Origin of the sequence: Corynebacterium sp. HMSC074E01, assembly GCF_001808885.1 — a bacterium.
In the GTDB taxonomy this organism is placed as follows: domain Bacteria; phylum Actinomycetota; class Actinomycetes; order Mycobacteriales; family Mycobacteriaceae; genus Corynebacterium.
The window spans coordinates 37,993-51,159 of sequence record NZ_KV794821.1 but is presented as its reverse complement, the minus strand read 5'-3'; the positions used below and the strand labels follow the sequence as shown (position 1 = coordinate 51,159).

Genomic DNA, 13,167 nt, shown 5'->3' with positions numbered 1-13,167 from the left:
CTAACGGTTCTCAGCGAGGAAATGTTCCGCATCAATGGCCGCGCGGCAGCCGGAGCCCGCAGCGGTGATGGCCTGCTGGTAGTGGTCATCCACCAAGTCACCACAGGCAAAGACACCTGGCAGCGAGGTCTTGGTGGAGGGCTGCTCCACCACCACGTAGCCAGCCTCATCGGTCTCTACCTGGCCGTTTAGGAAGCCAGAGCGCGGATCGTGGCCAATGGCCACGAACATGGCGGTTAGGTCCAGCTCGCTGGTCTCACCGGTCAGCACGTTCTTGACCTCGAGAGCACCGACCTTGCCGTCCTTTTCCAAAACGCGCTCGACGGTGGTGTTGGTCAGCCACTTGATTTTTGGGTTCTCCTTGGCGCGTTCCAGCATGATCTTGGAGGCGCGGAAGTTCTCCGAGCGGTGAATAATGGTGACGGTCTCGGCGAACTTGGTGAGGAAGGTGGCCTCCTCCATGGCGGAATCGCCGCCGCCGACGACGGCAATGTTGTGGTCCTTGAAGAAGAAGCCATCGCAGGTGGCACACGCGGACACGCCGCGGCCAGTTAGCTCCGATTCGCCCGGAATACCCAGGTAGCGCGGAGCGGCACCGGTAGCGAGGATGACAGCACGGGCTTCATAAACCTCGTCGCCCACATGCAGTTTCTTCACCTCGCCTTCGAGCTCGACGGAATCTACAACTTCCATGCGCAGGTCGGCACCGAAGCGGATGGCCTGGGCACGCATCTCTTCCATGAGCTCAGGGCCCATGATTCCCTTCTGGAAGCCCGGGTAGTTCTCCACCTCGGTGGTGTTCATGAGTTCGCCACCGTATTCAAAGCCCTCGAAGACGATGGGATTGAGTTCGGCGCGTGCTGCGTAGAGCGCTGCGGTATAGCCGGCAGGGCCGGAGCCGACGATGGCGACATCGTGGATAGTCACTAAAAACTCCCTTGTAACGATACTTTTTAAGTAAGACTCAGATTCTACTCGCCCTCAGTCTATCGCCGCACGCAACACTTGCCGAGCTCGAGCGCGCCGTGACTTCACCGTGCCAGGTGCCACGCCTTGCACCTTAGCCACCGTATCGATGGGATAACCTGCAACATCGGTGAGGTAGAGCGCCTCGCGCTGGTCTTGGCGCAGGGTTTCCATCGCTTGAGCCACCGTGATGCGTTCCGCCAGGTTTTCGCTGGGGTTGTGCGCGAGCGCATAGTTGCGGTCATCCTCAATGATCTCCGCATCGAGGGAGGCGTTCTCCCGGTTAGAGCGATGATTGAGGAAGTCATAGCCGGAGTTCATCACCAGGCGGTGCAGCCATGTGCTCAGCGTGGCATCGTGCCGGTAAGAGGCCATGTTGCAGCTGGCCTTGAGCAGTGCCTCCTGGACAATGTCCTGCGCATCATCATCGTTGCGCGTATAGCGCCGCGCCATGGCGGTCAGGCGCGCGCGGTGCTTTTCGACGATTGCCGAAAAGGCCTTGGTATCTCCGCCAATGAAGGCGTCGACGAGTTCACGATCGGTCGGCTGTGCTGACACTAAGAATCCCCCCGGAAACTTGAGCAATGACAAGTGGGTCAACACAGTCCCCAGCCGAAGCTGTTGGTTTGTGATTGTCCCCCCGTTAATGTGTCTGCGAGTTTACGGGAAGATTCTGCTATCCGCTACGCGAAGCGCTTATTGCGCGGCACGCACGCGGCGTGCACGACGCAGCGCATCCTGGCATTCCAGCAGCACGCGGCGAAGTGCACGCGGACGCTCGGTGGCCAGGAACTCGCTGGTAGCGGTATCCGCCATCGCGAGATCCGGGTAGAGCCCGCGCACGAGGCGGTTGGCAATCTCGATGGGGTGCTCCTCCCAGAGCTTCGCCAGAGAATCGAAATACTCCTGGGCGAAGGCCTCGGTGAGGTGGGCCGAGCGCGGGGCGTTAAACGCCGCGAGCAGGGAATCCACCTCGGCGTTGGAGTACTTGCCCGGCGTGCGCACGAGGTCGAAGACCTCTCGCTTGAGCTCTGCCGACGGGAAGGCGTGGGAGGCCCCCAGGTAGGCGGCGGCACCGGTAAGCGTGTTATCGCGCTCCTTCTCTGTCTCTAGCTCTTCGGTGCTGACGGCATCGCGGGCGGCCAGCGCGCGGAGGATGGCCCAGCGGATGTCCGGGTCGAGGGCGAGGCCGTCGAGGGAGCCGTCGTAAAGCGCGCGCAGGCGTTGCGTGCCGGATTCCTCCGGCGTGGCCGCGAGTGCCTGAATGGTGGCGCGGGCGAAGGTGAGCTGTGCGTCGGAGCCTGCCGGTGCTTGCTGCAGCACCTCCCACAGGCGCTCGGCGTAGTCGGCGCGAATCTCCTCGCGAGCCTCCTCGCCCACAAAGTGGTTGATGGCATAGGCGGCGTTGGCGAAGGCCGTGGTCAGAAGCGTCGGGTTGGACTCCGCCGGGGCGTGGTTGAGCACGGTGTCCAGGTAGGAGCGCACCGGCCACTCGCCATCGCGGGTGAGATTCCACAGGGAGGTCCAGATAACCGCGCGGGAAAGCTCATCCGGGACTTCAGACAGGCGCGTGCGGATGGTCACCAGGGAAGTCTCGTCGAAGCGGACCTTGGCGTAGGTGTGGTCGCCGTCGTTTAGCAGCAGCAACGCCGGTGCCTGAAGCCCCGATGCCTCATCGAGGATGGTGCGCTCGCCTTCCAGATCGACGTCGAGGGTGGCGTACTTGTTCAGGGAGTCATCGAAGAACGCCACGTTGAGGCGGTGCGGGCGCGTGGTGTCCTCGGCCTCCACCGCGATGGCGAGCTCGTGAATCTTATCGCCGTCCGTGTGCAGCTCCGGGGTGAGCGTGTCCGGGCCCCACGTGCGCAGCCAGGCTGTGGACCAGGCGTCTAGGTCGCGGTCGGTGTGCTTCTTCAACGCCTTGAGCAGGTCGTCGAAGGTGGCGGCAGCAAAGGCGTGCTCCTGGAAGTAGTCGCGCGCGCCGGCGTAGAAGTTCTCGCGGCCCACGTAGTGCACCAGCTGCTTGAGCACCGCAGCACCCTTGGCGTAGGTAATGCCGTCGAAGTTCTGGCGCGCGGCGTCCACGTCCGGGATCTCGGCCTTGATCGGGTGCGTGGTGGGCAGCTGATCTTGCAGGTAGGCCCAGTTCTTGCGCTGACCAGCGAAGTTGACCCAGGCCTCGGTGTACTTGGTGGCGTGCACCGAGGAATCCGCGCCCATGAACTCCGCGAAGGACTCCTTGAGCCACAGGTCATCCCACCACTGTGGGGTGACCAGATCACCGAACCACATGTGTGACATCTCGTGCAGGATCGTATTCGTGCGGCCGGCATGCTGCGCGCGGGTGGCGGCGGAACGGAAGAGGTAATGCTCCGTAAAGGTCACCAGGCCGGGGTTCTCCATGGCACCCAGGTTGTACTCCGGCACGAAGATGGAATCATACTTGCCCCACGGGTAGGGATAGCCGTAGTTGCTGTGGAAGAAGTCCATGCCTTGCGCGGTGACCTGCAGGATCTCATCATCCAGATACTCCGCCATGGAGGCGCGGGCAAAGGCGCGTAGTTCTACGCTTAAGGATCCATCGGGTGCGGTCCAGGTGCTGTGCTTCTCGACGTACGGCCCAGCCGCAAACGCCGTCAAGTACGTTGACAGCAGCGGGGTCGGTGCAAAGTGCGCTACTTCCCCACCCTCAGTCTTCTCGCGGCCGACCTCCGGCTGATTGCTGAGGAGCTGCCAGCCCTGCGGGCCGGTGAGGTGCACCTCGTAGCTTGCCTTGAGGTCCGGCTGATCAAAGCAGGGGAAGATGCGGCGGGCATCAGAAGGCTCGAGGTGCGAGTAGAGGTACGTGGTGTCATCGGCTTGGTCGTGCATGCGGTGCAGGCCCTGGCCGGTGCGGGAGTAATAGGAGGAGCCGGTGATCTCCACGGTGAGCTCCTCTCCCACTGGAAGATCCCGCAGGTAGACGCGTCCGCCGTCGAAGGTGTTCTCCACCTCCTCGCCGTTGATGCGCACTGCGTGCACGGCCTTGCCCAAGTAATCCACGAAGGTCTCGGGCTCGGTGGTGGTGAACGTAATGCGTGAGGTGGCCTCGTAAGAATCGGCGTCGGTTGGGGCGCTCGTGACGTCGAGGTGCAGCTCGTAGGTGCTCAGGCGCAGCGCGGCGCTGCGGGCGGAAGCTTCTGCATGGGTGAGGTTTGCGGTAGTCATGCGCTACATCTTAAACGTCGCTGCGGTGCGTATCACATGCCGGTCACTCAAAGTTGTTTCAAACAACTCCGCAACAAAACTGTTGCCCGCAGTACCGAAATGGGCACTACGGGCAACAACTAAGAACTACTTCCTACGGAGAGGTGTCGCGCTTTTGGGCTTACTGCTTGATGGCAGAAACCTCGAGCTCGATCTTGATCTCCTCGGAGACCAGCACGCCGCCGGTCTTCAGCGGAGCGTTGAAGTCGATACCGAAGTCGAGGCGGTTAATGGAGGTCTTAGCCTCAAAGCCCAGGCGGGTGTTGCCGAAGGGATCCTCAGCTACGCCGGTCTCTTCAACCTTGAAGTCGACGGACTTGGTGGTGCCCTTGATGGTGAGGTCACCGGTGACAGTGCCCTCGCCTGCCTCGTTAACGTCGAACTTGGTCGCGGTGAAGGTCATCTCTGGGAACTTCTCAACGTCGAAGAAGTCCTCGCCCTTCACGTGAGCATCGCGGTCAGCATTCTTGGTATCGATGGATGTGGTCTTCACCGTGGCGGTGGCGGCGGAGTCAGCAATGTTCTCCCCTACGGTTAGGGTGCCTTCGAACTCGTTGAAGTTGCCGCGCACCTTGGTGATCATGGCGTGGCGTGCGACGAAGCCAATAGTGGTGTGTGCTGCGTCCAGTGCGTAGGTTCCTGCGGTGATAGTCATGGTTTCCTCGTTTCTTCTAGGTTTCTCTAGGTTGTTGACGTGACAACAATAATTATACGCTCCTTCTCTTATCTGTCAAGGGAGGAAATCGCAAGAACAATAAAGCCCCAGACCTGCAACCCGAAACCTGGGTGGGCGTCGTCAAGCGCGTTGCACGTCTGAGTCAGCGAGCCCAGGTAGTTTCGGGTTTCAGGTCTGGGGATGTGTGTGAGGCAGTGCGTTAGTTGGTGGGGATGCCCACCAGTGTGGCCTCCTTCAGAGTGACAGAACCGGACTTGGGCATGTCGGTGAAGATGATCAGGGCGCCGTCGAAAGCCACCGACTTCTCCTTGAGCTCGATGTCTTGGCGTGCGCTCGTCAGGGTGCCGTGTGCGAGCTCGGTCAGCGTCGCGGCTTTAGGGTTCGTGGGATCGAAGTCCTTGGTATTGACGCCATAAACCTCATACTTCGCGCCGGTGGACTTGCTCTGTTGCAGCGGAAGCGCGTGAAGTTGCGTGGGCTTGTCAATGCTGAGCAGGAGGCCGGTGTCTGCTTCCTTCGTGGACCAGGAGCCGGATACCTCCTTGCCTTCTGGGACGGAGGTGGTCTTTACGTCCTTGAAGAGCACCGGCGGCACGTTGGGGAAGGTCGTTTCCGTCGTGGATTCGCTCTTCGTCACCACTGGGGAAGTCTTTTCATTACCCACCTGGGAGAGAATCCACACGCTGAGTGCGGCCATCGCCACGACGAAGAGGGTGGCGAGTACGCCGAGCACGATGATGCCGGAGCCAGAGTAACCGCGGCCGCCGAAGCCCGGTGCAGGGCTCGGGTCCTCCTTGCGCGGGGTCTCCTCCACCGGTACCTGGAGGGTTTCCTCGCCGTCCTCGCCATCGCCGGCGAAGGCCGCCAAGCGGTGGGCGATGTCCTCGAGGTCGGAGTCCTCACCCTCTTCAGCGTCGGTAGCGATCTCCTGCAGCACCTCCGGTGTTGGGCTGGTGGACTCCACCAGGAGCGAGATTGCGGAGGCCAACGCTGAGCGGTCAGTTTCCTCATCGTTGCTGTGCAGTACCGCGGGGAAGGCCAGCGTGGCAATGCCCTCGGTGGAGATGCGGATGCGGTTGCGGTTTTCAATGCCCAGCACGAGACCTGCCGCGTGGGCGGCGGCCGTGGTGCGCACCAGCGGTGCCAAGGCATGGGCGACGGCGCGGGGATCGAGGTCCTCATCCTCCGAGACCGTCTTCAGGGACGTGCCCTCCACCCAATCCGCCACGACGAGGCAGCCCTGGCGGTAGGACAGGATATCGATGTTCTTCGCCATGGCATCCAGCTCCATCTCCGCCAAGCGGCGCGTGGAGCGGGATACCTCCGCGGAGCGGCGGGCAGCCACGGCCGGGGTGGCCGGTGCCATCGGAGCTTCGCCCGTGGTGTCCACGAAGGTCAGAGATACGAGGCGTCCAGTTGCTTGCTCGCGGGCCTTCCAGAAGCGGGTACCCGGTGCGGAGCCATAGTCCTTGAGGAGGCGGAAGCGACCGTCGGAGACTGGGGCACCCGGAACCAGGCGCGGGCCGCGCACGATACCGGCAGACATTGGCGGCGGCACCGGCGAGGAGTTGAAGGCATCCACGCTGAAGATGGGCTGGAACTCCAGCTGCTCCGGGGCTTCGACCTCGATAGCCTCTGCATGCTCGATCTTGATGAAGCGGGACATGCCCGGAATACGCTGCAGCTGGCGGCCCAGGTTGATGACTTCCGGCAGGCCCGAACGCGAGAGCACGATGCCGGTCACGATCACGAACACTAGGCCCACGACGGCTAGCTTCAGCAGGTGTACGAAGGGCGGTAGCTCTTCCGGCAGCACCAGGTTTATGGCGTAGTTGATGACGAAGGCCACGAGGAGGCCCACGAGGGAGGCCAGCACTGACCAGATAGTCGTCGCGATAACCGCCCGGCCGCCCAGGCTGCCCAGCTTGCGCTTAAGCAGGAAGCCGCCGATCACCGCGCCGGCCACGAAGCCGAAGCCGTTGGCCGTACCCAGCAGGATGACCACGCGCTCCGGGGAGTCCGCAACGTGCGGGGCCAGCAGGGAAAGCACCACCTTGGTCAGCGTGATGCCGGCGATAATAAACGTCGGCGTCCACGCTTCCTCACGGGCGTAGAAGACGCGCAGGTGCAGCAGCACGAGGGCGTAGGGGATGAGGGTAAAGGCGGAGAAGCTCAACGTGAGGCCGAGCAGCTCGGCCGCGTCGGCGTCGAAGGCGCCGTACTGGAAGAGGCCGCGGGCGATCGGGATGCCGAAGCCCGTCATAAAGATGACGATCGGGATCAGGGCGATAAACGTCAGCTTTGTGCCGAGCGTGAGATCCCGGACCACGGCCTTGACGTCACCGTCCGCGGCGTTGCGGGACAGGCGCGGCATAATTGCCGTCAGCAGGGTAACGCCGATGACGCCATAGGGCACCTGCAAAAGCAGCCAGGCCTGCTGGTAGGTAAAGGGCGCGCCTTTATCCGCATGCGCCGCCACGCGGGAGGTGATGACGTAACCCAACTGGGAAATCGCCACATAGGCCACGATTGCCATGGCCATGCCGCCGAACTGCTTGAGGCGGTCATCCAAGCCCCAGAGCGGCTTGAGGTTAATGCCCGCCTTCTTAAGATAAGGGAAGAGGATGAGACATTGCACCACCACGCCCGCCGTGGTGCCCAGCGCAAGGAGCAGCACGTGCCTGTCCGTAATCGGCGAGGGCGCATCGGGATGCAGACTGCCCGGCACCAGCTGGTAGGCCACCAGCACCGAAATCGAAATGATGTTGTTGACCACCGGTGCCCACGCGCCCGGCCCGAAGATATTCTTGGTGTTGAGCACCGCTTGGAAGAGCGCGAAGAGTCCGTAGAAGAAGATCTGCGGCAGCAGCAAGTAGGCAAACGAGGTTGCCTGCACGGCATTGACCTCGCCGTCTTCTGGCAACATCATGCGCGTTAACTGCGGGGCAAAAATACAGGAAAGCACCGTGATCGTGGCCAACAGGGAGAAGGCCAGTGTGAAGAGGCGCCGGACAAAGTCTTCGCCGCGGTCGGCATCCTCCTTTTCCGCGCGCACCAGCACTGGAACCACGAGGGAGGTCAGCACCGCACCCAGCACGATCTCCGTGATGAGGTTGGGCAGCTGGTTCGCCGTGGTAAAGGCGGAGGAAATGGCCGGGCCAAGCGAAGAGCCGATGAGCACGTTGCGAATGAATCCCGTGATACGGGAAATCAACGTGGCGATAGCCATGGAGCCGGTCGCGCGGACGACGGCGCCGTCGGAGTTCTTCTCGCCGGCGGACTCACTCGGGGCCGAGGCAGCCTTGCCCTTCAGTCCCGAACGGTCCTCGAGTTCGTCGTCGACAGCAACGACGCCGCTCGGCGCGCGCTTTTCCGGGACCGGTGCCGGCGGCGAGGGCGTGACAATGCGTCGACGGGCACCAGACATAGGTTCATGTGTCATAGAGAAAACTATCCGTGAGACTTCTTTTTCTTCCGCTTACCCAGCCGGAACAGTGCAGCTAGGACGAGGGCGAGCGCGGCGATCGCGCCGACTCCATAGACGCTAACGATACCGGCACGCGTCTGCACCGTGATGTCGATTGGATCCGAAATCAGGTGCTCAGATGGTGTTGCTAGCCACAGGCGCAGCGACATCTGGTCAGCATTGCTGGGCAGGTCAGCGGTCATGGACACGGTAATGGATCCCTTGGCCGGGATGTGAATCATGTTCTGCGTGTTCAACGTGGCGCCGTCGGGGGCGTCATAAGCCAAGTGGGCGTCGACAGGCAGCGGCAGGCCGTTTTCTGCCACGATGAGCAGCGGCGATGACTCTGAGACGCGGGTATACACGTTGCCCGGTGGGATGAGAGATACGGAGGCGCGGAGCTCGCGAAGCATATCCGCGTTCTTCTCCAGCCGGGAGCGGCTCTGCGTCACCGAAGTCGGAAAACCGTGCAGGCTTGAGCGGCCGGTCGCGCTGAGGGCCGTGAGCAGATCGTGGCGCAGGGGCGCCGTGAAGTCGTAGCGCGTCATGGCAATACTAGGGTCGTTGACCATGATGGACATCAGCTCGTCGGTATAGCGCGCCTGCTGTGTGACCTGTGTGATCTCGGCGTCGTGAAATGCTGAAGGGTCCGGGTAGGGGCTGCCGGGACTCCCATTGCCCTCCTCCACCTCTAGCGCGGTAACGGGGCGGGGTTGGAGGCGCCCAGAATCGAGGAGCCGCTGCGCTGCTTCCATCACCGCACGTGCAGCGGCAGGGTCCTGGTAATTCGGCAGTTTGGCCACGGTCTCCTCTTGTGCAGACGCCACGCTTATCGACGCCCCCGCCGTCAGCGCCCTCGCCTGCTCCGAATCGATCGAGAAGTCGTAGCGCAGCTCCGGGTTGGAGTACCCGGTGGTTTGCGGCTTCGACCCGGTTTGGGCCAAGAGTGCGCCGAGAGAGGCATCGAAGGTGGCGGCCTTGCCTGCCCACTCGGAATTATCCGCCACCAACAGCGGAACGGACATCGCATGCTCGCTCGTCCCAGAGGCAGGTGCGGTGAGCTGCGTGCTGAGCGGGGCACCGAGGATGCGCTCGATGGTGTCGGCGCCTTGCTCGACGGCCTCGTGGGTGAGCCATTCGTTGCCAACTTGGGCCACGGCATCGGTGTCTGCGTTAGCCCACGGCATGAGCATGCGGCAGTCCACCTTCTTGAGCTTCTCCAGCCACGCGGCGGCGTCTCGGGCACCCGCGCCGGGCGTGCCACGATCGGAATCGGCGCTGCTGAACCAGGAATCGCGCAGGCGTGTGGGGTGTTTGGCTGTGGAGGGGCGTGTCTCGTTGACGGTGTAGCCGGCGGACATGCGGTCGGCGGCGTTGACAAGCGCGGGGTCCAAGGCCATACAGCCGGAACCGTGCAGATCATGCTGCAGGTATGCATCGAGCAGCTGATCGAGCCGCCCGCCCGGGGAGAGCTGCTCAGCCAGCTGCTCGCTTTCCAGGATGAGCTCCTCGCCACCGGTATCCCCCGGCACCACATCTACCTCGGCGGTGACGGGATAGACCAAGGAAAAGGAATGCTCGCCCTCGTCTTCGGGAGCCGTTTCTTCTCCTTGGAAATCCAGGATTGTCCGCTCCTCCGCGAAACTGGCAGCCTGGCCGTCGCGGGTGCCGGTGAGCGTGAACAGGAGCGGGTAGGCGCCAGGTTCCGTGATGGCGAGCGTGGAGTCCTCGCCCAATGCGGTGGGAACTTCCACGGTCAGCTCGCGGCTCTCCCCCGGTTCAAGCTTTCCTGCGCTGAGTGTCGCCCCATAATAAGGAAAGGATCCCGCAGCGAGCTCTTGGCGGGCCTGGGTGGTGGAGTTCACGGCAGTGCTGCGCCTGGAGGTTATCTGCAAGTCATCAACGGCGCTCTCGGTTGGGTTGTGGATGCGCAGTTGTAGCTTGAGCGTCTCCCCTACCCGCGCCTCCGTTGCGCTGAGCAGGCTGAGCTCCAGCTCGTCGGGACCGCGGGAGCCGAGCCAATAGTGGGAGTCAGTGATCCCAGTTTCGGGAGTTTGTGCCTGGGCCACGGGGACGGCGCAGCCCACCGCCAGCGCCGCGATGGCCGCCGCTGCGCGCCACCTCACCGTGGGGTCGCCTTTCCTGCGGCAGCTTCCTTTCGCGCGAGATCCGGGAGGAGGTCGTGGGCAATGCGAGCCAGCTTGCGTTCGTCCGCATAGGCCAAGTGCTCGATGAGCTCGGAGACCGGGATCCAGGACACCTCCGTGACCTCGGGATCCTCGTCATTCATGATGCCGTCCACGAAACGCAGCAGGTGGTGGTGCACGGTCTTGTGAATGCGCACGCCATCGGAGACGAACCAATAATCAATCATGCCGAGGTCTGCGAAGACCTTGCCGTGGATTCCCGTCTCCTCCCAGACCTCGCGCTCAGCGGTGAGCTCCTTGGCTTCGCCATTTTCCACATGCCCCTTCGGCATGGACCACAGCAGGCGCCCGCGGCGGTCCAACCTGCCGATGAGCGCCACATAGATCTGGGACAGGTCTACGTTGCCGTCTTCGTCGACGGCCTCCGCCAATCCGGACACGACGAGTCCGCCGGCGGAGGTCTCATCCCGCGTGGTCATGCGGTTGGTGGACGTGCGCTGGGGGCGTCCCGTGCGGTGGTTCCGGTGGCCCGCGCCCCGCCGGCGGCGGCGTTTGGACCCTGGCGTGTTCTTAGTCATCCCTGCTAATCGTAGTAGACTTCGATCCGTGAATTTTCAGGACACTCAGCTAATCGGCGTTCTTGCCCGCGCGGACGCTACCGTCAGCCGGCTCAGTGGCCTCTTAAGCGGCCTGGTGGAGCGCTTTGCGCTTCACGACGCCCCCCTCTACCTCGTTGGCGGCTCCGTCCGCGATGCCCTACTTGGCCGTTTGGGCAACGATCTCGACTTCACCACTCCGGCTCGGCCCGATGTGGTCTATTCCATTCTCGAAGAGTGGGCGGAGACCGTGTGGGATACCGGCATTGACTTCGGCACGGTTTCGGCGGCCTATAAGGGCCAGCAGATTGAGATCACGACTTTCCGCTCAGATAGCTATGACGGGCAGTCCCGCAACCCCGAGGTCATGTACGGCGATACCCTCGAGGGTGATCTCGTGCGCCGCGATTTCAAGGTCAATGCCATGGCCATCGAGCTGCGGCCGGACGGCACCCGTGAATTCCACGATCCGATGGGTGGCCTCGACGACCTAGCGAACCGCATTCTCGATACCCCGGATGCTCCGGAGATTTCTTTCCACGATGATCCCCTCCGCATGCTTCGTGCTGCGCGGTTTGCGGCGCAGTTGGAGTTTGAGGTCGCCCAGCGCGTGCGCGATGCCATGAAGGACATGGCCGCTGAAATCCAGCGCATCACCGTGGAGCGCGTGCAGGTGGAGCTCAACAAGCTCATCTGCGGCGTCGCGCCGTGGAAGGGTATTGACCTGCTCGTTGACTCCGGTATTGCGGACTATGTGTTTCCGGAGATCCCGGCATTGCGCATGGCCCCTGACGAGCACGCGCAGCACAAGGACGTGTACGCGCACTCGCTCACCGTGTTGCGCCAGGCCATGGACCAGGAAGAGGACGGTCCCGACCTGATTCTGCGGTGGGCGGCGCTGCTCCATGACATTGGCAAGCCGGATACCCGTGACACTACCGACGGCAAGGTCAGCTTCCACCACCACGAAGTCGTGGGTGCGAAGCTCACCCGCAAGCGTCTGCGCAAGCTGAAATTCCCCAAGGCAACGACGGAGGACATCGGCCAGCTGGTCTACCTGCACATGCGTTTCCACGGTTTCGGCGATGGCCAGTGGACCGATTCCGCCGTGCGCCGCTATGTCACCGATGCCGGTGATCTCCTCCCGCGCCTGCACAAGCTTGTGCGCGCCGATTGCACTACCCGTAATGAGCGCAAGGCCCGCCGCCTGCAGCGCACCTACGATCAGCTGGAGGAACGCATCGCGGATATCGCCGCCAAGGAGGATCTCGCTCGCGTACGTCCCGATCTCGACGGCAACGAGATTATGGAGATACTCGGCCTTGAGCCCGGTCCCGAGGTGGGCAAGGCCTGGTCTTACCTCAAGGAGCTGCGCCTCGAGGAAGGCCCTCTGGAGCGCGAAGTTGCTATTGCGAAGCTGCGCGAGTGGTGGAATTCTAGATAGGGATGTACGCAGACAGACTCTTCAACGCCCTTGAGCGCAACGATCCCGCCCCTGGCCAGCTTCTCGTGGCGGCTCCCGACGTCCTTGCGCCCCATTACAATCGCTCCGTCATCCTCATCACCGAACAGCATGCTGGGCGTACCTATGGCGTGGACCTGACTAAACGCTCCGAAGTCGCCGTTTTCAACGTCATGCCGGAGTGGCTACCCGTTGTGGCTAAGCCGCAGGCTCTTTATATCGGTGGTCCGCACGACCAGCAGGCGGCCATTGGTGTGGCGTTGACCAAGCAGGGCGTCGACATCGAGAAGCAGCCTTCGTTGAGCCGTCTCGCCCCGCGCGTGGCTCTCGTCGATCTGCGCGTCGGTCCGGATGCCGTCACCGAATTAGTGGAGGGCATGCGCCTTTTTGCCGGGCATTTCGAGTGGGGACCGGGCGAACTCGATGAGGAAATCGATCGCGGTGAGTGGTACGTGGCCCCCGCTCTGCCCCAAGACGTGGTCTCCTCCGGATCGACAGACACGTGGTCAGACGTCATGCGCCGCCAAGCCATGCCCCTGCCGTTGTTTGCCACCTTCCCGCGCTATATCGATGAAGATAATTAGAGTTCCTCTTCACCCTCTGCGCTA

The 13,167-nt window shown here is 62.7% G+C and carries 9 protein-coding genes; 2 read left to right on the top strand and 7 right to left on the bottom strand.

The annotated features are described in order from the left end of the window. The 7 genes from trxB to HMPREF2537_RS01280 all read right to left on the bottom strand — a co-directional run bounded on the left by trxB (window position 1) and on the right by HMPREF2537_RS01280 (window position 11,079). Window positions 1–927, bottom strand: a complete 927-nt coding sequence (gene trxB / locus HMPREF2537_RS01310; RefSeq protein WP_010188061.1) for a thioredoxin-disulfide reductase — start codon at window positions 925–927, stop codon at window positions 1–3. A gap of 54 nt (window positions 928–981) precedes the next feature. Further along, complete coding sequence (locus HMPREF2537_RS01305; RefSeq protein ID WP_010188059.1) at window positions 982–1,524, bottom strand: sigma-70 family RNA polymerase sigma factor; 543 nt, start codon at window positions 1,522–1,524, stop codon at window positions 982–984. A gap of 138 nt (window positions 1,525–1,662) precedes the next feature. Further along, entirely contained in the window at window positions 1,663–4,173 is a 2,511-nt protein-coding gene (pepN, locus tag HMPREF2537_RS01300) for an aminopeptidase N (protein WP_070524931.1), read from the bottom strand. Between the two features lie 160 nt (window positions 4,174–4,333). Continuing rightward, a complete protein-coding gene (locus tag HMPREF2537_RS01295) occupies window positions 4,334–4,867 on the bottom strand; it encodes a YceI family protein (protein ID WP_070524929.1) in 534 nt (177 codons plus the stop codon). A 220-nt stretch (window positions 4,868–5,087) separates the two neighbouring features. After that, window positions 5,088–8,330: a murein biosynthesis integral membrane protein MurJ gene (gene murJ / locus HMPREF2537_RS01290; protein WP_070524927.1), complete on the bottom strand. Its 3,243-nt coding sequence runs from the start codon at window positions 8,328–8,330 to the stop codon at window positions 5,088–5,090. A gap of 8 nt (window positions 8,331–8,338) precedes the next feature. Further along, window positions 8,339–10,480, bottom strand: coding sequence for a hypothetical protein (locus HMPREF2537_RS01285; protein ID WP_070524925.1), 2,142 nt, complete (start codon window positions 10,478–10,480; stop codon window positions 8,339–8,341). Beyond that, window positions 10,477–11,079 carry an NUDIX hydrolase gene (locus HMPREF2537_RS01280; RefSeq protein ID WP_010188049.1) on the bottom strand — a complete coding sequence of 201 codons (603 nt, stop codon included), beginning with the start codon at window positions 11,077–11,079 and terminating at the stop codon, window positions 10,477–10,479. Before HMPREF2537_RS01280 ends, HMPREF2537_RS01285 begins: the two co-directional genes overlap by 4 nt. Window positions 11,080–11,107: 28 nt before the next feature. On the opposite strand from HMPREF2537_RS01280, the gene HMPREF2537_RS01275 reads away from it, so the two are divergent. After that, entirely contained in the window at window positions 11,108–12,541 is a 1,434-nt protein-coding gene (locus HMPREF2537_RS01275; RefSeq protein ID WP_070524923.1) for a CCA tRNA nucleotidyltransferase, read from the top strand. A 2-nt stretch (window positions 12,542–12,543) separates the two neighbouring features. After that, window positions 12,544–13,143 carry a YqgE/AlgH family protein gene (locus HMPREF2537_RS01270; protein ID WP_070524921.1) on the top strand — a complete coding sequence of 200 codons (600 nt, stop codon included), beginning with the start codon at window positions 12,544–12,546 and terminating at the stop codon, window positions 13,141–13,143. Window positions 13,144–13,167: the final 24 nt, after the last annotated feature.

What these genes read in the sequence shown, in the direction of transcription:
- pepN (WP_070524931.1), bottom strand. Translation starts at nt 4,173, where the DNA reads ATGACTACCGCAAACCTCACCCATGCAGAAGCTTCCGCCCGCAGCGCC.
- HMPREF2537_RS01295 (WP_070524929.1), bottom strand. Translation starts at nt 4,867, where the DNA reads ATGACTATCACCGCAGGAACCTACGCACTGGACGCAGCACACACCACT.
- murJ (WP_070524927.1), bottom strand. Translation starts at nt 8,330, where the DNA reads ATGACACATGAACCTATGTCTGGTGCCCGTCGACGCATTGTCACGCCC.
- HMPREF2537_RS01280 (WP_010188049.1), bottom strand. Translation starts at nt 11,079, where the DNA reads ATGACTAAGAACACGCCAGGGTCCAAACGCCGCCGCCGGCGGGGCGCG.
- HMPREF2537_RS01270 (WP_070524921.1), top strand. Translation starts at nt 12,544, where the DNA reads ATGTACGCAGACAGACTCTTCAACGCCCTTGAGCGCAACGATCCCGCC.